This window comes from Angustibacter sp. McL0619, assembly GCF_049994355.1.
GTDB lineage: Bacteria > Actinomycetota > Actinomycetes > Actinomycetales > Angustibacteraceae > Angustibacter.
Map to the genome: position 1 here is coordinate 2880492 of NZ_CP188257.1, position 24368 is coordinate 2904859.

Sequence of the window (24368 nt, forward strand, 5' to 3'; positions counted from 1 at the left end):
CTGGCCGTGACGTCTGGGTCAGCGGGTCTGGACGTCGACGAACGGCGGCTTGACCACTCGGCAGCGCAACCCTCGACCGCGGACGTCGACGACGACCTCGTCGCCCTCGGCGACCGACCGCTCCAGCAGCCCCAGCGCGATGCCCTGCTTCAGCGTCGGTGAGAAGGTGCCGGACGTCGTCCGACCGACCTCCTCGCCGTCCAGTCCGTCGCGGCGGACGGTGCAGCCGTCCCGGGGGATCCCACGGTCGAGCGCGAGCACTCCCCACAGCAGTCGGGAGGCACCTGCCTCTTTCTCGGCCACCAGCGCGTCCTTGCCCCAGAACTCCGGCTTCTTCCAGCCCACCGCCCAGCCGGCCCGGGCCTGCACGGGAGAGATGTCCAGGCTGAGCTCGTGACCGTGCAGCGGGTAGCCCATCTCGGTGCGCAGCGTGTCGCGGGCGCCCAGGCCGGCGACCCGGCCACCGGCCGCGGTCACGGCGTCGACCAGCGCATCCCACAGGGCCGGCGTGTGGTCCCACGGCGGCAGCAGCTCGTAGCCGCGCTCGCCGGTGTACCCGGTGCGGCACACCACGACCGGCACGCCCTGCCAGGTCGCGTCGACGAAGCTCATGTAGTCGTGGCCGGTCGGCAGCCCGACTGCCTCGAGCACTCGGTCGCAGTCCGGCCCCTGCACGGCGATCACGCCGAACGCATCGTGCATCCCGCTCACCTGCACGCCGCTCGGCGCGAGGTCGTGCAGACGCCGCACGACCTCTGCGGTGTTCGCCGCGTTGGGCACGAGCAGCACGTCGCCCTCGTTGCGCAAGTAGGCGATCAGGTCGTCCACGACCCCGCCGGAGGCGTCACAGCACAGCGTGTACTGCGCCTTACCTGGCTCGATCCGCTCCAGGTCATTGGTCAGCGCCGCATTCACGAAGGCCGCCGCACCGGGCCCGCTGACCCGGGCCTTGCCGAGGTGGCTGACGTCGAACAGGCCGACCCGCTCGCGCACTGCGGTGTGCTCGGCGACCACGCCGCCGCCGGCGTACTCGATGGGCATCGACCAGCCGCCGAAGTCGGCCATCTTGGCGCCGGCGCGTACGTGCCGGTCGTGCAACGGCGAACGCCGCAGTGGCGAGGACTCAGGGTCGGATGCGGCGGAATGGGTGCTGTCGGCCATGCGGGGAAACCTACCGCCCGCGCCCGGACCCCACGACGTCTAGCATCAGGGGCGGATCGCGACCCGATCCCTCGACGACCGGAAGGATCCCAGTGACCTCGCTCAGCCTGTCCGACAAGGACCCGAAGTCCATCAAGACCGACACGCTCGTGGTCGGTGTGGCCCGCTCGGACGACGGTCCGGTGCTGGTGGACGGCGGGGCTCTGCCCAGACCGTTGCGCAGCAGCCTGGCGGCGAGCCTGCGCGGGATCGGGGTCACCGGCAAGGCGGACCAGGTGGTGCGCATCCCGGCCGGAAAGGACGTCGCGGCCGCCGCGATCGCGCTGACCGGCCTCGGCCCGGTGGCCAAGGGCCGGGGCGCGAGCTACGACCCGGAGACCCTGCGTCGCGCGGCCGGCGCGGCCACCCGCGCGCTGGCCGGGACCGCCAGCGCCACCTTCCTGCTGCCTGCCAAGGACCTCGCGTCCGTGGCCGCGATCGGTGAGGGCGCCCTGATCGGCGCCTACTCGTTCACCCGGCACCGCGCGCGGACGACCGCGGAGGTGCAGGCACCGGTGTCCTCGGTCACCGTGGTCACCGCGCTGGCCGGCGACAAGGACGCGACCACCGCCGCCGCCCGCGCCGGGCACGTCGCGAACGCCGTCCACCTGGTCCGTGACCTGGTCAACACCGCCCCCGGCGACCTGCCACCGGCCGCCTTCGCGGACGCCGTGGTCGCTGCCGCGAAGTCGCACCCGGTCAAGGTCGAGGTGCTGGACGAGAAGGCGCTGGCCAGGGGTGGCTACGGCGGCATCCTGGGCGTCGGTCTGGGATCGAGCCGGCCGCCCCGGCTGGTCAAGCTCACCTACTCCCCGCGCGGCGCCAAGAAGCACCTGGCCCTGATCGGCAAGGGCATCACCTTCGACACCGGGGGCATCTCGCTCAAGCCCCCGCTGGGCATGGAGGCGATGAAGTCCGACATGGCCGGAGGCGCCACGGTCGCCGCCGCGATCCTGGCCCTGGCCAGGATGCGCACCAAGATCAAGGTCACTGCCTGGGTGCCGCTCGCCGAGAACATGCCCTCGGGCACCGCTCAGCGACCCTCGGACGTGCTGACCACCTACGGCGGTCGCACCGTCGAGGTGCTGAACACCGACGCCGAGGGTCGGCTGGTGCTGGCCGACGCGATCGTCGCGGCCAGCGAGGAGCACCCGGACACGATCATCGACATCGCCACCCTGACCGGGCACCAGGTCGTCGCCCTCGGGCACCGCTACGCCGCGATCATGGCGAACGACGACGACCTGCGCGGGCAGATCCACGAGTCCGCGACCCGGTCCGGCGAGACGATGTGGCCGATGCCGCTGCCCGTCGAGCTGCGCGCCAGCATGGACTCCCAGGTCGCGGACATCGCGAACATGGGCGAGCGGATGGGCGGCATGCTGGTCGCCGGCCTCTTCCTCAAGGAGTTCGTCGGGGACCGCGCGGACGGCGAGGGCAAGATCCCGTGGGCGCACGTCGACATCGCCGGCCCGTCCTACTGCGAGGGGCAGCCGTGGGGCTACACCCCCAAGGGGGGCACCGGGCACGGACTGCGCACGCTGGTCGACTTCGCCGAGCAGGTGGCGGCCGGCTGAGCCGGGTCGCCCGCGGGTCAGCTGCCCTGCTGCTTGCGCTGGTGCGAGGTCCACTCGCGCATCCGGCCGGGGTAGCCGGTCTGCTGCACGTCGTAGACCGGGATACCGAGCTCGCGGGCGAGGTCGCCGGCCGCCTTCGGGCTGCTGACCCGCCGGCGGGTCCACTCCCCTGTCGCGGCGATCAGCACCAGGGTGGTGGGCGTCACCGAGGTCTGCGGCTCGACGTACATCTCGACTCCGATCCGGGTGCCGACGAAGTTGCGCAGGTGCGCGGTGGCGGCCTCGACGTCCGCCTTCGTCCGTCGTTCGGTCGTCGGTTCGGCCTTTGGCCGACGTCGCAACCACGCCACGCCTCGCACCTCCGCCTCGCTCTGTGAAGGGCACCAGTGTGCACTGGGATGACCGCACCAGGGCAGGACGTTGCCGCACGGGGCCCAGATCGACCACGTTGCGTGCTCGCCGCGGGTTGGTGACAGGATGGGCCCCGCCAACAACCAGCGCTGCGCACCACAAGTGCAGGCGCGCGCGACACGTAAGGAGCAGGCGACGTGGCCGACAGCACCGGCGAGGTCTTCGACATCGTGATCCTCGGGGGTGGCAGCGGCGGGTACGCCTGCGCCTTCCGGGCAGCCGAGCTGGGCATGACGGTCGCCCTTGTCGAGCGGGACAAGCTCGGCGGCACCTGCCTGCACCGAGGCTGCATCCCGACCAAGGCGCTGCTGCACGCCGCCGAGGTCGCCGACACCGCCCGCGAGGGGTCCAGCTTCGGCGTCAAGACCGCCCTCGACGGCATCGACATGAGTGGTGTGAACTCGTACAAGGACGGCGTGGTCAGCCGTCTGTACAAGGGCCTGCAGGGTCTGGCCAAGGCGCACAAGGTCGAGCTCGTCGAGGGCGAAGGCCGGCTCGTCGGGAACGACACGGTGCAGGTCGGCGACCGCCAGGTCAAGGGCCGCCACGTCGTGCTGGCCACCGGCTCGTACGCCCGCTCGCTGCCGGGGCTGGAGATCGGCGGCCGGGTGATCACCAGCGACCAGGCCCTGACCCTGGACTGGGTACCGAACAGCGTGGTCGTGCTCGGCGGCGGGGTGATCGGTGTCGAGTTCGCCAGCGTCTGGAAGTCCTTCGGTGCCGACGTGACCATCGTCGAGGCGCTGCCGCACCTGGTCCCGGTCGAGGACGAGTCCGCCTCCAAGGCGCTGGAGCGCGCCTTCCGCAAGCGCAAGATCAACTTCAAGCTCGGCGCCCGGTTCGAGGGCGTCACCCAGGACGACAGCGGTGTCACCGTCACCCTCGAAGGCGGCGAGACACTGCAGGCCGACCTGCTGCTCGTCGCCGTCGGCCGCGGCCCGACGTCCGCCGGCCTGGGCTACGAAGAGGTCGGCGTGACCGTCGACCGCGGCTTCATCCCGACCGACGAGAGGCTGCGCACCAACGTGGACGGCGTGTTCGCCGTCGGCGACCTGGTCCCCGGCCTGCAGCTGGCCCACCGAGGCTTCGCGCACGGCATCTTCGTCGCGGAGGAGATCGCCGGTCTGGCGCCGGTGCCGGTCGTCGACTCGGGCATCCCGCGCATCACCTACTGCGACCCCGAGGTCGCTTCGGTCGGCCTGTCCGAGGCGCAGGCCAAGGAGAAGTACGGCGACGACAAGGTCGAGACCCTCGAGTACAACCTCGGCGGCAACGGCAAGAGCCAGATCCTCGGAACGACCGGCTTCGTCAAGCTGATCCGGGAGAAGGACGGCCCCGTCGTCGGGTTCGTCGCGGTCGGGGCGCGGATGGGTGAGCAGGTCGGCGAGGCCTCGCTCATCATCAACTGGGAGGCGTACCCGGAGGAGGTCGCCCAGCTGATCCACGCCCACCCGACCCAGAACGAGTCCCTGGGCGAGGCCCACCTCGCCCTGGCCGGCAAGCCCCTGCACGTGCACGCCTGACGGCTCGCAGCACCGAGCCCGCCAGCGAACGACCTGTACCAGCGACGAAGGAGAACCCAGCCAATGTCAGAGCGGGTGAAGATGCCGGCCCTCGGCGAGTCCGTCACCGAGGGGACCGTGACGCGCTGGCTGAAGCAGGTCGGCGACCAGGTCGAGGTCGACGAGCCGCTGCTCGAGGTGTCCACCGACAAGGTCGACACCGAGATCCCGAGCCCGATCGCCGGAACCCTCCAGGAGGTGCTGGTCGGCGAGGACGAGACCGTGCCGGTCGGCGCCGACCTTGCCGTCATCGGTGACGGGGCGGCCGGGTCCGGCGCGGACGACACCGGCGGCCAGACGAGCTCGGGGGCTGACTCCGGGGCTGACTCCGGGGCGGACTCCGGGGCGGACTCCGAGGCTGGCTCGGAGCAGGCAGCCGAGCAGGCGAGCGAGCAGCCGGAGCACGAGGAGGCAGCGCCCTCCACCGAGCAGGAGCCGTCGGCACAGACGTCCGAGCCAGAGCGGTCCGACGAGCCCGAGCCGGAGCAGTCACCGCAGTCCTCTTCGGCGGACTCAGGCGGCGGCGATGGCGGCGGCGACGGCGACGGCAGCGGCAGCGGCACGACCGTGACCATGCCGGCGCTGGGCGAGTCGGTGACCGAGGGCACAGTCACCCGCTGGCTCAAGGCCGAGGGTGACCAGGTCGACGTCGACGAGCCGCTGCTCGAAGTCTCCACCGACAAGGTCGACACCGAGATCCCCAGCCCGGTCGCGGGCACCGTCAGCAAGTTGCTGGTGGGCGAGGACGAGACCGTCCCGGTCGGGGCCGACCTGGCCGTGATCGGCGGTTCTGCCGCCGACTCCGCGGCGGCCGCACCCGCCGCCGAGCCGCAGCAGGCAGCCGAGCCGGAGCCCGAGCCCGAGCCCGAAGCGGCAGCCGAGCCCGAGCCCGAGCCGGCAGCTGAGCCAGAGCCGCAGCAACAGCAGCAGCCGGCAGCCACCGCACCCGCACCCGCACCCGCACCCGCACCCACGCCCGCACCCACGCCCGCACCCACGCCCGCACCCGCGGGAGCGACGGCGACCGGTGACGCCTCTGCCTACGTGACGCCGCTGGTGCGCAAGCTCGCCGCAGAGCACAGTGTCGACCTGGCCAGCGTCTCCGGCACCGGGGTCGGCGGTCGGGTGCGCAAGCAGGACGTGCTGGACGCCGCGGCCGCCGACAAGGCCGCCGCCGAGAAGGCTGCCGCACCTGCGGCGTCGGAACCCGCCCCGGCTGCTCCCGCGCACGCTGCCAGCGTGCCGGCCAGTGTGTCCGCCAAGCGCGGCACCACCGAGAAGATGACCCGCCTTCGCCGGCTCATCGCCCAACGCATGGTCGAGTCCCTGCAGACGTCCGCGCAGCTGACCACCGTGATCGAGGTGGACGTCACCAAGATCGCCCGGCTGCGCCAGCGCGCGAAGAACGACTTCGCGGCCCGCGAGGGTGTGAAGCTGTCGTTCCTGCCCTTCTTCGTGCAGGCCGCCGTCGAGTCGCTCAAGACGCACCCGACGGTGAACGCGAGCATCGAGGGCGACGAGATCGTCTACCACGCTCAGGAGAACGTCGGCATCGCCGTGGACACCGACAAGGGGCTGATCGTCCCGGTGATCCGCGACGCGGGCGACCTGAACATCGCCGGGATCGCCCGCAAGATCGCCGACCTCGCCGAGCGGACCCGCGCCAACAAGATCGCGCCGGACGAGCTCGGCGGCGGCACGTTCACGCTGACCAACACGGGCAGCCGCGGCGCGCTGTTCGACACGCCGATCATCAATATGCCGCAGGTCGCGATCCTGGGCACCGGTGCAGTGGTCAAGCGTCCGGTCGTCGTGCAGGACTCCGATGGCGGTGAGACGATCGCGATCCGCTCGATGGTCTACCTGGCGCTGAGCTACGACCACCGCATCGTGGACGGCGCCGACGCGGCGCGGTTCCTCGTCGCGATGAAGGACCGCCTGGAGGAAGGCGCTTTCGACGCCGACATCGGGCTGTGACGCAACGGCCTCCCAGGCCGGGCGCACCGGCGTGGGAGGTGAAGTGACGTGAAGGTCGTGGTGACCGGCTCGTCCGGTCTGGTGGGCTCAGCCCTCGTGCCGCACCTTCGTGAGCAGGGGCACACGGTGCTGACCCTGGTCCGCCGGACCCCGCAGTCTCGCAACGAGGCACGGTGGGACCCGGGCGAGGGCCGGATCGACGTCGCCGCCCTGCAGGGCACCGACTGTGTCGTGCACCTGGCCGGGGCGGGCGTGGGAGACCACCGCTGGACCGACTCGTACAAGCGCACGATCCTGCGCTCCCGCGTGGACGGCACCTCGCTGATCGCCCGAACCGTCGCCGCGCTCGACCCGGCGCCGCGAGTCCTGGTCACCGCCTCGGGCATCGACTTCTACCCGGACTCGCCCGACGAGGTGACCGAGGAGTCCCCGCGCGGCAGCGCCTTCCTGAGTGACGTCGTCCAGGCGTGGGAGGGCGCCGCCGCCCCGGCCGTCGAGGCCGGCGTCAGCGTGTCGCACGCCCGGTCCGCCCTCGTGCTGGCCCCACGGGGCGGGGTGATGAGCCGGCTCGGGCCGTTGGTCCGGCTGGGCGTGTCCGGACCCATCGGCAGCGGCCGGCAGTGGTGGAGCTGGATCACCCTGGAGGATCACGTCCGGGCGCTGACGCGACTGCTGGACGGCGACCTTCCCGGGCCGGTGAACCTGGCCTCACCGGCACCGGCGACGCAGCGGGACCTGATGCGCGCGCTCGCGAGCCAGGTGCACCGCCCCTCGGTGCTGCCGGTGCCCGAGATCGCCGTGCGCGCAGCGATCGGGCAGTTCGCTGAGACCGTCGTGGCCAGCCACCGGGTCGTGCCGCGGCGGCTGCTGGACGCCGGGTTCACTTTCCGGCACCCGACGCTGGCCGAGGCTGCCCCGTGGGTGATGGGCTGACGGCGGCGACCTGCCAGCCCCGTTCGGTGCGCCGCAACGACAGCCGGGATCGCCGCTCGGGCAAGGCAGCGACGTGCCGCAGCGCGGTGCCGGCCTCGTCCACGACGTCGTAGGCCGACTCGTCCACGACCACATCGACGGTGGCGCGGTCCGAGCCGGAGGTGAGCACGGTGGCCCGTCGCGGCACCAGCGTCAACCCGCGGTAGCTCAGGCAGCGAGCGGCCAGGTCGGCCAGCAGAGCCTGGTCCTGAAGGTCGGCGGCTGAACCCGGCACCGAACCCGCCAGACCAGGAGCCGCTCGCACGCCGCAGCGTCCCGGTGCGCGACCGAACGCACCCGCCCTGCTGCTGGCCAGACCGACGAGCATCGCGAGGGTCGGGGCCTGCTCCGCGGACGTCGTGGCCCTGCTGGCCGCGGCCGAACCCACGGGTGGCGCGGTTGCGGCAGCCGAGGACTCCGCCTGCCCGTCGAGCAGCACGACCGCACCCCCGACCGCCACCGCCAGTGCGACCGCGCTGCAGGCGACGGAGACCGGGCGGGCCCGCACGCGACGCGTCCTGTGCAACCGGTGCCTGGGCGCACGGTCGTCAGGGTCAGCCAGCACCTGCGCCGCCACCCTGCGGGTCAGGCCGCCGTCCACCGGCGAGCCGCCGGGTCGCCATACCGGCTCAGCGGAGACGGCAGCGTGCAGTGCCCGGGCGAGCTCCAGGGGCGTCGGACGACTGGTCGGCGAGGGATCGAGCGCCGACTGAACGGCCGCGACCAGCTCGGCCGGTGCCTGGGGCGCTGCGCTGGCGAGCGACGGACGACACATCGGTGTCGGCGGCGGCTCACCGCACAGCGCGAACCAGGCGAGCGCGCCGAGCCCGTAGACGTCGCTGGCCGGCCCGGCAGGGGCGCCGTCGAGCAGGACAGGGTCGAGGAAGCCGGGCGTGCCGAACACCTCCTGCCGCGCGACGCCGGTCAGCCGGACCGTGCCGAGGTCGCTCAGGTACGGCCGGCCGCCGCGGTCGAACAGGACGTTGCCCGAGGCGAGGTCGCCGTGCTGGATGCCCGCCGCGTGCAGCTCGCTCAGCGCCTGGGCCAACGGAGCCACCACGGTGACCACCTCACCTGGGCGCAGGCGGCCGCGGGCGGCCACCACGCTGGCCAGGGAGCCGCCGTCCAGCAGGTCGGTGACGAGGGCGAGACGGCCGTCGGCCAACGGGACGGCGTCGCGCAGCGAGAGCACGTGCGGGTGTCGCACGGCGCGCAGGACCGCGAGCTCGCGGTCGGCGGCCGGCCCGGCGCGCACCACCTTGACCGCCACCTGGGAGCCCGTCGCCCTCGGCGCGGCCGCCCACACGACGGAGCTGGCACCGCCGCCGATCCGCCGTTGGACGCGGTAGCCAGGAACCTCGGGCGGCGCGGCGAGGTCGGCTGCATCCGGTGCGAGAGAGGTCATGCGGCCTAGCCTGCCGGATTTGCGCCGGTGGCCGCGGGCGTTGTCCACAGGCTGCGGGTAGCGTCGCGCCGGCAGGGTCGAAGGCCGGGTGCGCGCAGACCGCGCGGCCGTGCTCGGTCCTGGCTCGACTAGGTTTGCCCGACCGACCCGATACTCACAACCCGACCCCGCGGAGGACCTGCGTGCCCGCTGACCAGCCCACGATCCTGGCGACGTCTGGGGGCTACGTGCCCGCGGACCGGCACCGGCTCGACTTCGGGCCTCTGGTGCACCACGCGGTCGAGCTCTCCGGGACGACGTCCCGCCCGCGGGTCTGCCACCTGGGCACGGCGGGCGGTGACCAGCGCTGGTTCCAGGCTGAGCTGGACGACGCCGGGCGCAGCGCCGGGTTCGACCTGACCCACCTGTCCCTGTTCACCATGCCTTCGGTCGAGGACGCCGAGGAGCACCTGCTGTCGCAGGACGTGGTCTGGGTCAACGGCGGTTCGGTGGCTAACCTGCTGGCCGTCTGGCGGGTGCACGACCTGGACCGGATCTTCCGCCGCGTCTGGCAGGCGGGCGTGGTGCTGGCCGGGGTGTCGGCCGGCTCGATCTGCTGGTTCGTCGGCGGCACCACGGACTCCTTCGGCCCCGAGCTGCGTGCCGTCACCAACGGCCTGGCCTTCCTGCCCTACGGCAACGGTGTGCACTACGACAGCGAGGAGCGGCGGCGCCCGTTGGTGCACCGCCTGGTGGCCGACGGCACGTTGCCCGTGACGCACTGCAGCGACGACGGCGTGGGCCTGCTGTACCGCGGGACCGAGCTCGTCGAGGCGGTCACCGAGCAGCGCGGCAAGGGTGCGTACGTCGTGACCCGCGACGGGGACCGAGCCATCGAGGAGCGGATCGAGCCGCGGCTGCTGCCCGGCACCTGACCCCTTGCCAGCAGCGAATGGTCGCCCTAGAGTAACCGTTACCCATGAGCGACCAATCAGCTGCCCTCGCCCTCGACGCCCTCGGTGACCCGATGCGCCGCGAGCTGCTGGTCGTCCTGCGGGACGGCGCACTGCCGGTCGGCGAGCTCGCCGCCCGGATGCCGATCGGCCGACCTGCCGTGAGCAAGCACCTCAAGGTGCTCGAAGGCGCCGGGCTGGTCGAGCACCGCTCCGAGGGCACCCGCAACCTGTACGCCCTGGCGCCCGCCGGGCTGGTGCCGCTGCAGCAGTGGCTGATCGGTCTGTGGGACACCGCCCTGGCCTCGTTCGCCGCCCATCTCGAGCAAGGACACCGACCATGACCATCGCACCCGTCCGCCGCGAGATCCGGGTCGCCGCCGACCCCGCCACCGCGTACGCCGTCTTCACCGCGCACCTCGGCTCCTGGTGGCCGCTCGGCCAGTTCAGCGTGCACGGCGCCACCGCGTCGGTCGCGTTCGAGGGTGACGAGATCGTCGAGCGGTCCACGGACGGCCAGGTCAGCATCTGGGCCGAGGTGCTCGAGCGGTCAGCGCCGGACCTGCTGCGACTGGCCTGGCACCCGGGCCAAGGCTCCGACCAGGCCACCGAGCTCGAGGTGACGTTCCGGGCGGACGGTGACGCGACCGTCGTCCGGCTGCTGCACACCGGCTGGGAGCGGCTGGCCGAGCCGCAGCGGGCGGCTGACAGCTACGCCCACGGCTGGGTCGCAGTCGTCGACTGCTACGGCGACCGGGTGGGCACGGGCGACGGCCAAGCGGACGGCGCCCCCGCCGAAGAGTGGTTCGTCCTGGAGCACCGCCCCGGCCCCGCCGCGCAGGTCGGCACACCACTGTTCCAACAGCCCCTGTTCGCCGAGCACATCGCGTTCCTGGGCCGGCTCGCCGACGGCGGCCTGCTCGTGGCGGCCGGACCGCTGCCTGACGAGGTCGGCAGCGGGATGGCGGTGGTCCGGGTCCCGGCGCGCGCGAGCGGCGTCGACGTCCGAACGCTGGCCACCACGGACGACCTGTCGGTCAAGGGCGAGCTGCTCACCGTGGCGGTCCGCCCCTGGCGGGTGCAGCTGACCGGCTGACCGCGCTCACCGCGAGGGACAGGCGCGGGACTCAGGGGCGGACGGCCACCACGGCGCCGTCCGCCGCGCTGACCCGCGCGCCGTCCAGCACCCGCAGGACGTGCACCGCGTCGCGGGGGTCCACCGGCATCGGCTCGCCGGACCTCAGCGCGCTCACCACCGCCGCGTAGAAGTCGCCGGCCTCGCCGGCTGCGCGCGGCACCGGCGTCCGCTGCTCGCCGGCGACGAGCCAGCCGCAGTGCTCGTCGTCCAGGTCGCCCAGGTCGGCGAAAGCGGTCGGCTCGGCCTCGAACGAGGTGACCACGTAGCTGCCCTCCCGGCCCAGCACCCGGGTACGCGGCCCGGGCGCGCCGGCCACCGACAGCGCCCCGAGGTGGCTGCGCACCCCGTTCGAGTGACGCAGCGCGAGGAACACGTCGTCCTCGGCCTTGGTGGTGTGCGCGGCCATCTCCGCGTACACGTGGGAGACCGGTCCGAACAGCTGGACGGCGGAGTCGACCAGGTGGCTGTGCAGGTCCAGCAGCAGCCCGCCACCTTGTTCGGCCGGTGCGTTCTCCCGCCAGCGGTCCTTCGGCTCGGGACGCCAGCGCTCCCAGCGCCGTTCGAACCGGAACACCTCCCCCAGCGCGTTCTCGGCGAGCAGCCGGCGCAGGGTCAGCTGCTCGGCGTCCCAGCGACGGTTCTGGAAGACGGTCAGCGGGACGCCCAGGTCCAGCGAGGTCTGCAGCACACGCGCCGCCTGGTCGGCGTCCGTGCCCAGCGGCTTGTCGACGACGACCGGTAGTCCGGCGTTCAGACAGGCGATGGCCTGCTCGGCGTGCACCCCGGTGGGGCTGGCCAGGACCACGAGGTCGAGCCGGTGCGGGTCGCCGAGCATGGCGGCCACCGAGGACAGGCAGGTGGCGTCCGGCCAGTCCTGCGCGACCTGTGCCCGGCGGGTGGGATCGGAGGTGACCGCCCGTACGACGTCCAGCCCCGCCGCACGTAGCAGCGGGCTGTGGAACTGCGCGCCGGCCAGGCCGTAGCCGACCAGGCCGACTCGCAGTCGGCCGTTCACGACATGCCCTGGCGGACGTCGAACGGTTGAGCCGGAGCGGCTTCAGCGTCAGCGCCGGCTGGCTCAACAACGGCAGCTGCATCGGCAGGCCCAGCCTCAGCATCAGGGTCCTCGCCCGAGCCGTAGCGGGTCGGCCACCAGATCCGCGACCCGATGTCGTGGCTCAGCGCGGGCACCAGCAACGACCGGACGACCAGAGTGTCGAGCAGCACCCCGAACGCCACGATGAACGCGATCTGCTGCAGGAACAGGATCGGGATGGTGGCCAGCGAACCGAACGTGGCCGCCAGCACCACTCCGGCGCTGGTGATCACCCCGCCGGTGACCGCCAGCCCGACCAGCACACCCTCGCGGGTGCCACGGAAGCCGGCCTCCTCGCGTACTCGGGTCATCAGGAAGATCGAGTAGTCGATCCCCAGGGCCACCAGGAACACGAACGCGTACAGCGGGATCGACGGATCCCCGCCGGGGAAGTGGAACACGTGGTTGAAGACCAGCGCGCTGATCCCGATCGTGGCGCCGAACGAGACCACGTTGGCCCCGATCAGCAGCAGCGGCGCGACGACCGCGCGCAGCAACATCATCAGCACCAGCGCGATCACCAGCAGGATCGCGGGGATGATCACCTTCAAGTCGCGTTGGCTCGCCTCGCGGATGTCCAAGTTGACCGCGGTGTTGCCACCCACCAGCACGTCCTGACCCACCACGTCCACGGCCGAACGAAGCCGAAGGACGACGTCCTCCGCCTCGGGGGTGTCCGCCGCCGGCTCCAGCGTCGCCTGGAGCTCGACCTGCCCGTCGACCACCTTGGGCGGCCCCGGCGCGGTGGGTGTTGCCATGGTCGCGTCGGTGAGCACCTGCGCCGACGCCACTCCGTCGACGGCCCGCACGACCTCCAGGGCCTGCTTGGTGTCCGTCTCCTGCACCACCATCACCGCTGGACTGCCGGAGCCACCAGGGAAATGGTCGGCCAGCACCTGCTGGCCCTGAACTGACTCCACCGGCTGCCGGAACAGGTCCGAGGTGCTGATGCCGGACGCCTTGAGCGTCGGCGCGAACAGCCCGGCGACGAGCAGGACGGCAAGGGTGCAGCCCCAGACCGCCCGCGGGTGACGGCCCACCAGTCGGGCCACCCGCCCCCAGATCCCGTTGCCCTGCAACACGTCCTCGCGGTGCACGTGGTCCACGTGCGGGGTACGCGGCCAGAACAGCCACCGACCGGACGGCGCCTTGGCGTACCAGGGCAGCGGGCCGTCCTCGGGGGGCCCGCGCAGCACTTGCCAGCGCCGCCAGGCCAGGTATCCCCCGCCGCCCAGGGCGGCCACCACCAGGACCATCCCCAGCACCGGCGACAGCAAGATCGTGCCGAGCGCGAAAGCCGCACCGCAGACCACGATCCCGAGCACGACGGTCGGCAACAGAAGCAGCACGGGCAGCAGCGTCAACGCCGCCAGCAGCGCGCCGATGATGCCGATCGCACCCACCGGACCCAGCCCTCGGGTGCTGCCCAGCTCGCTCAACATCAGACACAGCAGCCCGAGCACGACGGTGGTGGCGCTCGCCGCGATCGGCTGCACCGACCCGCGCCAGGCGCGGCGCATCGCGACGTACTTGTTCTCGTGGTCGTGCAGCTCCTCGCGATAGCGCGAGACCAGCAGCAGCGCGTAGTCGGTGGCTGCGCCGATCACCAGGATGAACAGGATCCCCTGGCTCTGCCCGTTCAACGCGATCGTGCCGCGCTTGGCCAGCGGGAAGATCACCATCGCGGCGGCGGACAGCCCGAAGGCCGACGTCATCAGGGCGGCGACCGGCAGCAACGGGCTGCGGTAGACCAGCAGCAGGATGAGGAACACCGCGGTGAGGCTGACCGCGAGCAGCTTGCCGTCGATCCCCCCGAAGGCCGTGACGAGGTCGGCGGTGAAGCCGGCCGGCCCGGTCACGTAGGTCTTCAGCCCAGACGGCTCGAGCTGTGCGGCGGCTGCAGTGCGGATCGTCGCGACCGACTGCCCGACGACGCTCTCGCCGTCCGGCAGCGAGTCGCCCGCCTTGTCGCCGTCCAGCGAGATCGGCACGAGCAGCGCTTCGCCGTCCTCGCTCGGCACGACCGGGATCGGCCCCGGGACCAGGAAGTCCTCGAGCGTGTACGTGCGGCCGTTCGCGGACGCCGGGTCGACCGGCACCCGCAGACTGGGCAGCGACTCGGTCAGCTGCTGCACCTTGCTGCGGTCGTCGGGACTGAGCCCGCCCGCCCGCTCGACCACCAGGAACGCCGGGAACGCCGTCGTGTCCGAGAACTTCTCCGCCTGCTCGGCGAGCTTCGTCGACTCGGCCGACTTCGGCAGGAAGTTCGCGTTGTCGTTCTGCTGTACCTCGGACAGCCGGCCGACCAGCGGGCCACCCACGCTGACGACGCCGAGCCAGGCCGCGGCCACCACGGTCAGGCCGATGGCCCGCACGACGGCACGGCGGCGTCCGGCCCGCCGACGGGTCTCGCGGGCACGGGCGAGCCGACTTCCCGGCTCCGGCGTACCGGAACCCGCTCCCCCAGTGCTCACTGTCCCTCCCGATCGACGTGCTGCGGCCAGGGTGCTGACTCTAGAGTCACGCCCGCCCCGGGCAACTACGCAGCCCCGCTGTCGTAGCCTGGACACCATGAGCCTGAACGTGGTGCACGAGGGATTCGCGCCGGCCACGGTGCCCTACCTGGTCGGCTGGGAACGCCAGCGCCAGGTGCACGCCGCGGTCGTCGCGGGCGAGCTGCCGGACACCCTGCTGCTGCTCGAGCACGAGGCGGTCTTCACCGCCGGCAAGCGCACCGAGCCGCACGAGCGGCCGGTGGACGGCGCCCCGGTGGTCGATGTCGACCGTGGCGGAAAGATCACCTGGCACGGGCCGGGCCAGCTGGTCGGCTACCCGATCGTGCGGCTACCGGACCCGATAGATGTCGTGGCCCACGTGCGTCGGCTGGAGACCGCGCTGATGGCGGTGTGCGCCGACCTCGGCCTGAAGACCACGCAGGTCGAGGGGCGAAGCGGCGTCTGGGTGCTGGCCGACCAGCGCGGGCCGGACCGCAAGCTCGGCGCCATCGGCATCCGGGTGTCCCAGGGCGTCACCATGCACGGCTTCGCACTGAACTGCGACTGCGACCTGTCCTGGGCGCGCACGATCGTGCCCTGCGGGATCGCGGACGCCGCGGTCACCTCGTTGAGCATCGAGCTGGGGCGTGACGTCACCGTCGCCGAGGTGCTGCCACTGGCCGAACGGCACCTGCGTGAGGTGCTCGAGTCGGTCAGCCCCGATCCCGCTCGTGCGCCTGCGTGATCATCCCGAGCACCAGCCCGGCGACCAGGCCGATCGCCGACGACCAGGCGGTGGCGCGCACCAGCGGGTGCGGCAGCCGGACCTGAGCGGTGGGCGGTGCCTGCTGCGAACCTACGCTGATGACGGCCATGGGTGCCTCCTCGGGGACACGAGCAATCCAGGTATCGACACACCCGCCGACCGACCTGAGTCCTATCGCGCTTTGCGCCGGTTTCGGCGGATTTGCGAAAGGTCGGAGCGCCGATGGTAGGGGACGTCGGGAATGCCCTGCGCGCGGCGTAGGCTGGAGGGGTTGGTCCCGTCAGGCGGCGGGACCGTCCTGCGAGGAGGAGTGGCACGTGACGATCGCGCCCGAGGGACGCAAGATGCTGCGTCTGGAGGCCCGGAACGCGCAGACCCCGATCGAGAAGAAGCCGTCCTGGATCAAGACCAAGGCGACGATGGGTCCGCAGTACACCGAGCTGCGGTCCCTGGTCAAGGGCGAGGGTCTGCACACCGTCTGCCAGGAGGCCGGCTGCCCCAACATCTTCGAATGCTGGGAGGACCGCGAGGCCACGTTCCTCATCGGCGGCGAGCAGTGCACCCGCCGGTGCGACTTCTGCCAGATCGACACCGGCAAGCCGGCCGACCTGGACCGCGACGAGCCGCGCCGGGTGGCCGAGTCGGTCGCCACCATGGGCCTGCGCTACGCGACCATCACCGGTGTCGCCCGCGACGACCTGCCGGACGGCGGGGCCTGGCTGTACGCCGAGACGATCCGCCAGGTGCACGCGCTCAACCCCGGCACCGGGGTAGAGATCCTGATCCCGGACTTCAACGCGATCCCCGAGCAGGTCAACCAGGTGATCGACGCGGCGCCGCAGGTCTTCGCACACAACGTCGAGACCGTGCCGCGGATCTTCAAGCGGATCCGTCCTGCCTTCCGCTACCAGCGCTCCCTTGACGTGATCACGATGGGCCGCGACGCCGGCCTGGTCACCAAGTCCAACCTGATCCTCGGCATGGGCGAGACCCGCGAGGAGATCAGCGAGGCGCTGCGCGACCTACACGAGGCCGGCTGCGACCTGATCACCATCACCCAGTACCTTCGGCCGAGTCCGCGCCACCACCCGGTGGAGCGCTGGGTCAAGCCGGAGGAGTTCGTCGAGCTGTCGGACGAGGCCACCGAGCTCGGCTTCGCCGGCGTGATGGCCGGGCCGCTGGTGCGGTCCTCCTACCGCGCCGGACGGCTGTGGTCCCAGGCGATGCAGCGCCGGGGCGAGCAGCTGCCCGAGGCGCTGGCGCACCTGGCCCAGGCAGCGCCCGCGGCACAGGAGGCCGCCAGCCTGCTGGCCCGCTGAGAGACCCCGCTCCCCCGTCCGACCGCACGTGAACCCGAGGAACACCACGATGGCCCGCAACACCGACGCCACCCCTGCCGAGCCCAAGAAGCGCTTCAAGCGGCTGCGCCAGATCGGTACCGCCTTCAACCAGGCCCGCCAGCTGGACCCAGCAGTCGTCTGGTGGATGCTCGGCGCGTTCGTCCTGATCCTGGCGCTGTTCGTCGTGCTCGGGATCGTGTTCGGCCACCCGTACTACCTGCCGTTCGTCGGCCTACCCCTCGCCGTGCTCGCTGCCGGCATCATCATGGTCCGCCGCACCGAGCGCGCGGCGTACGGGCGGCTCGAGGGCCAGATCGGCGGCGGCGGGGCCGCGCTGGGTGCGCTGCGGCGCGGCTGGTTCCACGACGAGCAGCCAGTGGCCATCGAGGCCAGCCGCCCCGGTGACATGGCGAGCGCCGCGATGGTCTTCCGGGCCATCGGCCGGCCAGGCGTCGTCCTGGTCGTCGAGGGCCCGCCGGCCCGGGCGCAGAAGCTGGCCGAGAAGGAACGCAAGCGAGTCAACCGGGTGGTGCCGAACGTCCCGGTCACGCTGGTCCGGGTCGGCACCGGCGAGGACGCCGTGCCGGTCCGCAAGCTGGTCAGCAAGCTCAACCGGATGCGCCCCGCCCTGTCGAAGGAAGAGGTCACCGCGGTGAACAAGCGCCTGCGCGCGCTGGGGTCGTCCCCGCTGCCGGTGCCCAAGGGCGTCGACCCGCTGCGGGCACGCCCGGACCGCAAGGGCATGCGCGGGCGCTGAGCAACCCTGCACGCAGGTTTCTCCACGTCTTCACATCAGGACACACAGCCGTAACCTGCGCCCGGTCTACTAGACCTCGTCGAGAGAACGAGGCACGACCAGCCAGGGGAGGCACCGATGGTCCACAACGTGACGACGACGACCCAGGCCCTGCGGATCATGGGCGTGTGGGTGCGGCGCGCCGACGCCGTGCTGTCCCAGGGCGCCATTGCGAACGCCGCTCACGCGGTGGAGACCGAGCGCGGCCGGGTGGCCCGCCAGGAGCGCGAGCTCGACGCCGTCAACCTGACGCGGGAGCCGGTCCGGCTCGCCGGCTGACAGCCCACAGGTTCTTCACGGTGCTGCGCGGGGTCCTAGACCCTGCGTAGCACCGTGCCCATCAGCCGGTCGTGCAGGCCGCGCTGGTCGCGATCCCAGACCAGCGCCGGGATGGCCACTGACAGCAGAACCGCGCGGCCCACGGCGCGCAGCGGGCCGGGGCTGCGACCGTCCACGCTCGTCACCCGCATACCGAGCGCGAGGTGCCCGGGTCCGCCGTTGAAGGCCGTGACGCAGACGGCCTGCAATAGCGCGAACACGCCCAGCGTCGTCCACTCGTTGCCGTGCAGCATGACGCGGGACACCAGCAACGCCAGGCCCCAGTCCAGCACCAGCGCGCCCACCCGTCGCCCGAAGGCGGCCACGGATCCGCGGCCCTCGGCGGGCAGCCCGAGGCGCTGTCCGGGGTACTCCTCGACAGGGCTCTGCTCCACTCCGGCAGAGTACGGGTGAGCCGCGAACGGCGAGAATTCACCTCCCTGATACCGGGCGGCCCGGCCGTAACCTCGGGGAAACATTCGAGACACTGACGGGAAACCGCCGCTGCCTAGCGTTCGACCAGCAGTGGAGCCCCGCCCGACGAGGAGGATGGATGTTCAGCAACGCCGACGAGGTCATGAAGTACATCAAGGACGAGGACGTGAAGTTCGTCGACGTCCGCTTCTGCGACCTGCCGGGCGTGATGCAGCACTTCAACGTGCCCGCTGTCTCCTGTGACGCGGAGTTCTTCACCAACGGCCAGATGTTCGACGGTTCGTCGATCCGCGGTTTCCAGGCGATCCACGAGTCCGACATGAAGCTGATCCCCGACGTCGAGACGGCTTTCGTCGACCCGTTCCGTGCCGAGAAGACGCTGGTGCTCAACTTCTCCATCGTCGACCCGTTCACCGACGAGCCGTACAGCCGTGACCCGCGCCAGATCGCGGCCAAGGCCGAGGCGTACCTGAAGTCGACCGGCATCGCGGACACGGCGTTCTTCGCCCCCGAGGCGGAGTTCTACATCTTCGACGACGTGCGGTTCGAGACGAAGCAGAACGCCAGCTACTACTACATCGACTCCATCGAGGGTGCCTGGAACACCGGTCGCGTCGAGGAGGGCGGCAACCTCGGGCACAAGACGCCGTACAAGGGTGGGTACTTCCCTGTCCCCCCGGTCGACCACTTCGCCGACCTGCGCGACCAGATCGTGCTCGAGCTCGACGCCCTCGGGCTGCAGGTGGAGCGCTCGCATCACGAGGTGGGCACCGCCGGCCAGGCCGAGATCAACTACCGGTTCGACTCGCTCGCCAAGTCCGCCGACAAGGTGATGCTGTTCAAGTACGTCGTCAAGAACGTGGCGCACAAGTTCGGCAAGACCGCGACCTTCATGCCGAAGCCGGTCTTCGGCGACAACGGCTCGGGCATGCACTGCCACCAGTCGCTGTGGAAGGACGGCGAGCCGCTGTTCTACGACGAGCGCGGCTACGGCGGGCTGTCCGACATGGCCCGCTGGTACATCGGCGGCCTGCTCAAGCACGCGCCGTCCCTGCTCGCCTTCACCAACCCGACGGTGAACTCCTACCACCGCCTGGTGCCCGGCTACGAGGCGCCGGTCAACCTGGTCTACTCGGCTCGCAACCGCTCCGCCTGCGTGCGCATCCCGATCACCGGGTCGAACCCGAAGGCCAAGCGCATCGAGTTCCGGGTGCCGGACCCGTCGAGCAACCCTTACCTGGCGTTCTCGGCGATGCTGATGGCCGGCATCGACGGCATCCGCAACCGGATCGAGCCGCCGGACCCGATCGACAAGGACCTGTACGAGCTGCCGCCGGAGGAGCACGCCTCCATCCAGCAGGTGCCCGGCACGCTCGCCGAGGTGCTGTACGCGCTCGAGGCGGACCACGACTACCTGACCGAGGGCGACGTGTTCACCCCTGACCTGATCCAGACCTGGGTGGACTGGAAGCGCGCGAACGAGGTGGACCCGATCCGCCTGCGTCCGCACCCGCACGAGTTCGAGCTCTACTACGACATCTAGGCAGTTCGGCGCTACCCCTGCGCGCCGGACGGATCGTGGCGACGGCGTTCGCTATGGCGGACGCCGTTGCCGCGTTCTCGCGCGGGTCGTCCGGCGAGCGGCCTACTGAGCCGACGTACGGTCCGGCACCTCGCCGGCGACGAGCCGGTCCATCGCAGCCAGCAGGCATCCCGGCGCCTCGTGCCAGATGAAGTGGCCCGCCCCCGGTTCGACCTGCGCCCAGGCGCCAGGGATGCGGTCGGCACTGTCGAGACCGGCGGTCGGCGGCATCGGGCTCAGCTCGCCAACCAGCACGCCGACCGGGACCCTGATCGACGGCAGCGACGATTCGAGCTCGGGCAGCCGAGCAGTCAGATCGGCCCACAGCGCCCGGTTCGCCGGCTGGGAGAAGACCACGCGTGGCATCGCCGGGGCAGCCGCGGGATCCGCGAAGTACGACGGCCAGAACAGCGAGAAGGCCTCGAGGTCCTCCTCCGGGGTCGACTCGCCCGCCGTGTCCTTCTCGTCCAGCAGCCGGGCGCGCTCACGGTCGGGCTCGCGGACCCGCGCGAGCATCTCGGCCCCGAACGCCTCCGCGCCGCCGTCGCCGACCGCGCCGAGGGGGTCGGCGGAAAGCACGCCGGCCAGTCGCTCGGGGATCGCCGTCGCAGCATGGAACACCAGGTGGCCGCCCCACGAGTGGCCCATCAGGTAGGCGCTCTGCCAGCCCAAACCGTCCAGCACGGCGGCGACATCGCTCACCGCCTCGGCGACCGTGAACTCGCCCTGGTCCGTGGACGGCGCAAGACCTCGTTGTTGAAAGGTCGCGACCCGGTACCGGGTAGCCAGCTCTGCCACCGCATCGTCGAGATAGTCGAAGCTCATGCCCGGACCGCCGTGAACTGCCAGCACCCGCGGTCCCTCGCCGGCGAGCCACCCGGACAGCTCACCCGACGGCGTGCCCACCGTGAAAGGGGTTCGCTCCATGGCCGCAGAGTAGACGCTGTGGAGTACAGACGAGAATGGCCCGGCGGCTCCCTGAAGCCACCGAGCCATTCTGATTCCGGGTCGATCAGTCAGTGACCACCGCCCGAAGCACGTCGACCTTGGCCGCCGACCGAGCCGGACCCACGGCAGCCAGGACTCCGGCGGCCGCGGCGACCACGACGTACACCGCGATCTGGAGGACAGGAACCGAGATCGACTTGATCCCCTCGTCCTTCAGGACCTGCGACATCGCCAGCCCGATGCCGATGCCGAGCGCGGCACCGCTCACGGCGCCGATCAGCGAGATCACCGCGGACTCCCAGCGGACCATGGCGCGGACCTGGCTGCGGGTCATGCCGACCGCGCGGAGCAGGCCGAGCTCACGGGTGCGCTCGAACACCGACAGAGCCAGGGTGTTCACGATGCCCAGCAGGGCGATCATCACGGCCAGGGCAAGCATCACGGTCATGAACGTGAGCAGCTGGTCGATGAACCCGCTGGCCTCCTTCTCGAAGCCCGCACGGTCGAGCACCTTGGCGTCCGGGTGGTTGGCCAGCGCCGCATCGACGCCCTTCTGCACCTCGGCCCGGTCGGCGCCCTGGTCGACGCTGACGAAGGCACCGGAGACCAGCTGGGGGCCGGCGAGCGACCGCTGCGCGGCACGGCTGACGACGAAGTCGTCGCTGATCCAGCCCTTGGCCCCGTAGATCGCGCCCACGCGCAGCACGTGCCGGCCGCTCTCCGCGAAGTCCGCCTGAACGGTGTCGCCGACCTTCCAGCCGTGCTTCACCGCCGCCGACTCGGCAACCATCACCGTGTCCTTGTCGAGGGCCGTGAGCGAACCCTGAGTGACGTTCAGCTGCAGGGCCTTCTGCGCGGTGCTCGGGTCGATCGAGGAGTAGCCGGAGTCGGCACCGTCGAACCGGGCCATGCCAAAGCCTGTGGCCGACACCTCGTCGACGCCGTCGACGCTCTTGACCGCGTCCAGGACCGACGGGCTGTAGCCCGGCGCCTGGGCGCTCGAGGTGACGACGTACAGGTCGGCGTCGACCTGGTCCGAGAGCACGTCGCTGAAGGATGCCTTCAGGGACGAGGCGAACACGCCCATGCTCACGACCAGGGTCAGCCCGATCATCAGCGCGGCTGCAGTGGCCGACGTGCGGCGGGGGTTGCGGGTCGCGTTCTGCTTGGCCAGGTCGCCCGGCAGTCCGCGCAGCCGCAGCGGTGCGGCGATCACAGCGGCCAGCGGCCGCACCACTACCGGCAGAGCGATGATGACGCCCACCATCGAGGCGGCCAGGCCGACCCCGAACAGCTTCATCCCGCCGTCGCCGTACAGCGCCACCAGGAGCGCCGCGACGCCGCCCACGAGAACGACGAGACCGGTGAGGGCCCGCATCGCCGAAGGCTTCTCGGCGCCAGGGGTGGACTCGCGCAGCGCCTCGATCGGCAGCACCTTCGTGGCGCGACGCGCGGGCACGATGGCGGCCAGAACAGTCACTCCAGTGCCGACCGCGAGCGAGATCCACAGCTGGCTGGCCTCGATCTGGAGGCTGGTGAACGGCAGCGCCAGACCGATCGTGTCCATCAGCCAGTTCAGGCCCTTGGCCACAGCGATCCCGAGGCCGAAACCGGCCGCGGAGGCGAGCACGCCCAGCCCCACGGCCTCGAGCAGCAGACTGCTCATGACCTGTCGGCGGTTGGCGCCGATCGCCCGCAGCAACGCGATCTCTCGCGAGCGCTGGGTGACCGTCATCGTGAAGGTGTTCCAGATGATGAAGGACCCGACGAACAGCGCGATGCCGGCGAAGATGCCGAAGAGGATGCCGACGATCCGGAAGTTCTCCTTGGTCGCGGCAGCGTTCTCCTTCGCCACGGCCGCACCGGTGAGCGCCTCGGTGCCCTGCGGGATCACCGCGGACAGCCGCTCGGCCAGCTGGGACTGGCTGACGCCGTCCTGGGCACTGATGTCGATCTGGTCGAACATGCCCGGCTCCCCCAGCACCTGTTGCGCGGTGACGCTGTCGAGGTAGGCCGACGTGGTTCCGCCGAGGTCGGTGATGCCGTCGCCGTACCCGACGGTGCCGACGACGGTGAGCTGCCTGGTCGAGCCCTCGAACAGCACCTTGATCGTCGAGCCGAGCGCGATGTCGTGCTCCCTGGCACTGGTGCCGTCGATGGCGACCTCGTGGCCGTTGGTGGGGGCGTGCCCGCTCAGCAGCTCCACCTCGCCGCGAAGGGTCTCGTCGGACGGCATGCTGTAGCCGTTGGTCGGAGCGCCACCGTTGGTGGTGATGGCTCGGCCGTGGGTGTCGGTGAGCAGCGCATAGCCCTGCACCGATCCCTCCGCCACGCGCACGCCCTCAACATCGCGGACCCGGTCGAGGACCTTCGCGGAGATCGGTCCTCGGTTGGTGCCGACGCCGTCGGTCTGGGTGTACGGCGCCGCCGTGCGGACTACCGCGTCGGTGCCGGCCCCGATCTTGCCGAAGAGCATGTCGAAGGCGGTCCCCATCGTGTTGGTGAGGATGAGGGTGCCGGCCAGCAGGGCGACGCCGAGGGCGATGGACGCCGTGGTGAGCAGGAGCCGCATCTTGTGCGCCACCATGCTGCGAAGAGTTGCCGTGTACATCGTCAGGCTCCCAAGTTCTTCATGTAGTCGAGGACGGCCTCTGCGGATGGGGCCTGCATCTCGTCGGCGATCCGGCCGTCAGCGAGGAAGAGGACCCGGTCGGCGTAGGCCGCGGCCGTCGGGTCGTGCGTGACCATCACGACGGTCTGGCCGAGCTGGTCCACCGCGGTGCGCAGGAAGCCGAGCAGCTCGGCGCCGGACCGCGAGTCCAGCGCACCGGTCGGCTCGTCGGCGAAGACGATCTCCGGCCGGGACGCCAGGGCGCGGGCGGCGGCGACGCGCTGCTGCTGGCCACCGGACAGCTGGGCGGGACGGTGCCCCAGCCGACCGCCGAGACCGACGGTCTCGACGATGGATGCGACCCAGTCGGCGTCGGGCTTACGGCCCGCGATCCGCATCGGCAGCACGATGTTCTCGGCCGCGGTCATGGTGGGGAGCAGGTTGAACGACTGGAAGATGAAGCCGATCCGGTCGCGGCGCAGCTGGGTGAGCCGTTTGTCGCGGAGCGAGGTGATCTCGGTGTCGCCGAGGAACACCTCCCCCGACGTCGGGCGGTCCAGGCCGGCGAGCATGTGCAGCAAGGTGGACTTGCCGGAGCCGGACGGCCCCATGATCGCGGTGAAGCGACCGCGTCCGAAGGACACGGTCACGTCGTCCAGGGCAGCCACGGTGGCGTCGGCAGTGCCGTACCGCTTGGTGACGCTGATGGCGCGGGCGGCCGGCGGGGTCGTGCCGGGAGTGGCCGCCTGCTGCCGGGTGAGGGTGTTGCTGAGGGTCATCTCGGTTCTCCTTGTCGGTCGCTGCCCG

General features: G+C 71.5%; 22 protein-coding genes. 12 read left to right on the forward strand and 10 right to left on the reverse strand.

The features are described from left to right. Positions 1-18: 18 nt before the first annotated feature. Positions 19-1161 carry a glycine cleavage system aminomethyltransferase GcvT gene (gcvT, locus tag ACPPVT_RS13315; protein WP_426560994.1) on the reverse strand — a complete coding sequence of 381 codons (1143 nt, stop codon included), beginning with the start codon at positions 1159-1161 and terminating at the stop codon, positions 19-21. 92 nt (positions 1162-1253) lie between these two features. Here gcvT and ACPPVT_RS13320 point away from each other — a divergent pair, with 92 nt between their 5' ends. Continuing rightward, the gene (locus ACPPVT_RS13320; RefSeq protein WP_426560996.1) at positions 1254-2777 is read left to right on the forward strand and encodes a leucyl aminopeptidase; all 1524 of its coding nucleotides are present in this window, start codon (positions 1254-1256) and stop codon (positions 2775-2777) included. Positions 2778-2794: 17 nt separating this feature from the next. Here ACPPVT_RS13320 and ACPPVT_RS13325 read toward each other — a convergent pair whose 3' ends face one another. Then, positions 2795-3127: an oxidoreductase gene (locus ACPPVT_RS13325; RefSeq protein WP_426560998.1), complete on the reverse strand. Its 333-nt coding sequence runs from the start codon at positions 3125-3127 to the stop codon at positions 2795-2797. Positions 3128-3325: 198 nt separating this feature from the next. Here ACPPVT_RS13325 and lpdA point away from each other — a divergent pair, with 198 nt between their 5' ends. The 3 genes from lpdA to ACPPVT_RS13340 all read left to right on the forward strand — a co-directional run bounded on the left by lpdA (position 3326) and on the right by ACPPVT_RS13340 (position 7660). Next, entirely contained in the window at positions 3326-4711 is a 1386-nt protein-coding gene (lpdA, locus tag ACPPVT_RS13330) for a dihydrolipoyl dehydrogenase (protein WP_426561000.1), read from the forward strand. A gap of 63 nt (positions 4712-4774) precedes the next feature. Beyond that, on the forward strand, positions 4775-6727 hold the full coding sequence (sucB, locus tag ACPPVT_RS13335) for a 2-oxoglutarate dehydrogenase, E2 component, dihydrolipoamide succinyltransferase (RefSeq protein WP_426561002.1): 1953 nt from the start codon (positions 4775-4777) through the stop codon (positions 6725-6727). 48 nt (positions 6728-6775) lie between these two features. Continuing rightward, positions 6776-7660, forward strand: a complete 885-nt coding sequence (locus tag ACPPVT_RS13340) for a TIGR01777 family oxidoreductase (protein WP_426561004.1) — start codon at positions 6776-6778, stop codon at positions 7658-7660. Here ACPPVT_RS13340 and ACPPVT_RS13345 read toward each other — a convergent pair. Beyond that, the gene (locus tag ACPPVT_RS13345; RefSeq protein ID WP_426561006.1) at positions 7608-9104 is read right to left on the reverse strand and encodes a protein kinase domain-containing protein; all 1497 of its coding nucleotides are present in this window, start codon (positions 9102-9104) and stop codon (positions 7608-7610) included. The two genes, ACPPVT_RS13340 and ACPPVT_RS13345, sit on opposite strands and share 53 nt — an antisense overlap. A gap of 182 nt (positions 9105-9286) precedes the next feature. Here ACPPVT_RS13345 and ACPPVT_RS13350 point away from each other — a divergent pair, with 182 nt between their 5' ends. From ACPPVT_RS13350 to ACPPVT_RS13360, 3 genes are read left to right on the forward strand one after another with little or no spacing between them, the layout of a single operon-like run. Next, positions 9287-10018, forward strand: a complete 732-nt coding sequence (locus ACPPVT_RS13350) for a Type 1 glutamine amidotransferase-like domain-containing protein (RefSeq protein ID WP_426561008.1) — start codon at positions 9287-9289, stop codon at positions 10016-10018. Between the two features lie 44 nt (positions 10019-10062). After that, positions 10063-10380: an ArsR/SmtB family transcription factor gene (locus ACPPVT_RS13355; RefSeq protein ID WP_426561010.1), complete on the forward strand. Its 318-nt coding sequence runs from the start codon at positions 10063-10065 to the stop codon at positions 10378-10380. Continuing rightward, a complete protein-coding gene (locus ACPPVT_RS13360; protein ID WP_426561012.1) occupies positions 10377-11132 on the forward strand; it encodes an SRPBCC domain-containing protein in 756 nt (251 codons plus the stop codon). Before ACPPVT_RS13355 ends, ACPPVT_RS13360 begins: the two co-directional genes overlap by 4 nt. A gap of 31 nt (positions 11133-11163) precedes the next feature. Here the strand turns inward: ACPPVT_RS13360 and ACPPVT_RS13365 are convergent, their stop codons facing one another. Both ACPPVT_RS13365 and ACPPVT_RS13370 read right to left on the reverse strand, forming a co-directional pair. Further along, positions 11164-12189, reverse strand: a complete 1026-nt coding sequence (locus ACPPVT_RS13365; protein WP_426561014.1) for a Gfo/Idh/MocA family protein — start codon at positions 12187-12189, stop codon at positions 11164-11166. Beyond that, on the reverse strand, positions 12186-14744 hold the full coding sequence (locus ACPPVT_RS13370) for an MMPL family transporter (RefSeq protein WP_426561016.1): 2559 nt from the start codon (positions 14742-14744) through the stop codon (positions 12186-12188). The genes ACPPVT_RS13365 and ACPPVT_RS13370 overlap by 4 nt, the downstream gene beginning before the upstream one ends. Before the next feature lie 97 nt (positions 14745-14841). Here ACPPVT_RS13370 and lipB point away from each other — a divergent pair, with 97 nt between their 5' ends. Beyond that, positions 14842-15510 (forward strand): lipoyl(octanoyl) transferase LipB, encoded by a 669-nt coding sequence (gene lipB, locus ACPPVT_RS13375; RefSeq protein WP_426561018.1) that lies wholly within the window; start codon positions 14842-14844, stop codon positions 15508-15510. On the opposite strand, the gene ACPPVT_RS13380 is transcribed toward lipB, so the two are convergent. Continuing rightward, positions 15479-15640: a hypothetical protein gene (locus tag ACPPVT_RS13380; protein ID WP_426561020.1), complete on the reverse strand. Its 162-nt coding sequence runs from the start codon at positions 15638-15640 to the stop codon at positions 15479-15481. The genes lipB and ACPPVT_RS13380 overlap by 32 nt on opposite strands. 208 nt (positions 15641-15848) lie before the next feature. Between ACPPVT_RS13380 and lipA the strand changes: the two genes are divergently transcribed. The 3 genes from lipA to ACPPVT_RS13395 all read left to right on the forward strand — a co-directional run bounded on the left by lipA (position 15849) and on the right by ACPPVT_RS13395 (position 17946). Continuing rightward, positions 15849-16850, forward strand: a complete 1002-nt coding sequence (gene lipA / locus ACPPVT_RS13385; protein WP_426561022.1) for a lipoyl synthase — start codon at positions 15849-15851, stop codon at positions 16848-16850. Positions 16851-16899: 49 nt separating this feature from the next. Then, positions 16900-17628 carry a DUF4191 domain-containing protein gene (locus ACPPVT_RS13390; protein ID WP_426561024.1) on the forward strand — a complete coding sequence of 243 codons (729 nt, stop codon included), beginning with the start codon at positions 16900-16902 and terminating at the stop codon, positions 17626-17628. Positions 17629-17745: 117 nt separating this feature from the next. Further along, complete coding sequence (locus ACPPVT_RS13395) at positions 17746-17946, forward strand: hypothetical protein (RefSeq protein WP_426561026.1); 201 nt, start codon at positions 17746-17748, stop codon at positions 17944-17946. A gap of 35 nt (positions 17947-17981) precedes the next feature. Here the strand turns inward: ACPPVT_RS13395 and ACPPVT_RS13400 are convergent, their stop codons facing one another. Further along, positions 17982-18380 carry an RDD family protein gene (locus tag ACPPVT_RS13400; RefSeq protein ID WP_426561028.1) on the reverse strand — a complete coding sequence of 133 codons (399 nt, stop codon included), beginning with the start codon at positions 18378-18380 and terminating at the stop codon, positions 17982-17984. A gap of 158 nt (positions 18381-18538) precedes the next feature. Between ACPPVT_RS13400 and glnA the strand changes: the two genes are divergently transcribed. Then, positions 18539-19963 (forward strand): type I glutamate--ammonia ligase, encoded by a 1425-nt coding sequence (gene glnA, locus ACPPVT_RS13405; protein ID WP_426561030.1) that lies wholly within the window; start codon positions 18539-18541, stop codon positions 19961-19963. 102 nt (positions 19964-20065) lie between these two features. Here the strand turns inward: glnA and ACPPVT_RS13410 are convergent, their stop codons facing one another. The 3 genes from ACPPVT_RS13410 to ACPPVT_RS13420 form a co-directional block, all read right to left on the reverse strand. Beyond that, positions 20066-20929, reverse strand: coding sequence for an alpha/beta fold hydrolase (locus tag ACPPVT_RS13410; RefSeq protein WP_426561032.1), 864 nt, complete (start codon positions 20927-20929; stop codon positions 20066-20068). An 85-nt stretch (positions 20930-21014) separates the two neighbouring features. Then, positions 21015-23561, reverse strand: coding sequence for an ABC transporter permease (locus ACPPVT_RS13415; protein WP_426561034.1), 2547 nt, complete (start codon positions 23559-23561; stop codon positions 21015-21017). 2 nt (positions 23562-23563) lie between these two features. Beyond that, complete coding sequence (locus ACPPVT_RS13420) at positions 23564-24340, reverse strand: ABC transporter ATP-binding protein (protein ID WP_426561036.1); 777 nt, start codon at positions 24338-24340, stop codon at positions 23564-23566. Positions 24341-24368 lie beyond the last annotated feature (28 nt).

Excerpts from the sequence above, each read along its gene's own strand:
- gcvT (WP_426560994.1), bottom strand. The coding sequence starts at position 1,161 with ATGGCCGACAGCACCCATTCCGCCGCATCCGACCCTGAGTCCTCGCCA.
- sucB (WP_426561002.1), top strand. The coding sequence starts at position 4,775 with ATGTCAGAGCGGGTGAAGATGCCGGCCCTCGGCGAGTCCGTCACCGAG.
- ACPPVT_RS13345 (WP_426561006.1), bottom strand. The coding sequence starts at position 9,104 with ATGACCTCTCTCGCACCGGATGCAGCCGACCTCGCCGCGCCGCCCGAG.
- ACPPVT_RS13355 (WP_426561010.1), top strand. The coding sequence starts at position 10,063 with ATGAGCGACCAATCAGCTGCCCTCGCCCTCGACGCCCTCGGTGACCCG.
- ACPPVT_RS13360 (WP_426561012.1), top strand. The coding sequence starts at position 10,377 with ATGACCATCGCACCCGTCCGCCGCGAGATCCGGGTCGCCGCCGACCCC.
- lipB (WP_426561018.1), top strand. The coding sequence starts at position 14,842 with ATGAGCCTGAACGTGGTGCACGAGGGATTCGCGCCGGCCACGGTGCCC.
- ACPPVT_RS13380 (WP_426561020.1), bottom strand. The coding sequence starts at position 15,640 with ATGGCCGTCATCAGCGTAGGTTCGCAGCAGGCACCGCCCACCGCTCAG.
- ACPPVT_RS13390 (WP_426561024.1), top strand. The coding sequence starts at position 16,900 with ATGGCCCGCAACACCGACGCCACCCCTGCCGAGCCCAAGAAGCGCTTC.
- ACPPVT_RS13395 (WP_426561026.1), top strand. The coding sequence starts at position 17,746 with ATGGTCCACAACGTGACGACGACGACCCAGGCCCTGCGGATCATGGGC.
- glnA (WP_426561030.1), top strand. The coding sequence starts at position 18,539 with ATGTTCAGCAACGCCGACGAGGTCATGAAGTACATCAAGGACGAGGAC.
- ACPPVT_RS13410 (WP_426561032.1), bottom strand. The coding sequence starts at position 20,929 with ATGGAGCGAACCCCTTTCACGGTGGGCACGCCGTCGGGTGAGCTGTCC.
- ACPPVT_RS13415 (WP_426561034.1), bottom strand. The coding sequence starts at position 23,561 with ATGTACACGGCAACTCTTCGCAGCATGGTGGCGCACAAGATGCGGCTC.
- ACPPVT_RS13420 (WP_426561036.1), bottom strand. The coding sequence starts at position 24,340 with ATGACCCTCAGCAACACCCTCACCCGGCAGCAGGCGGCCACTCCCGGC.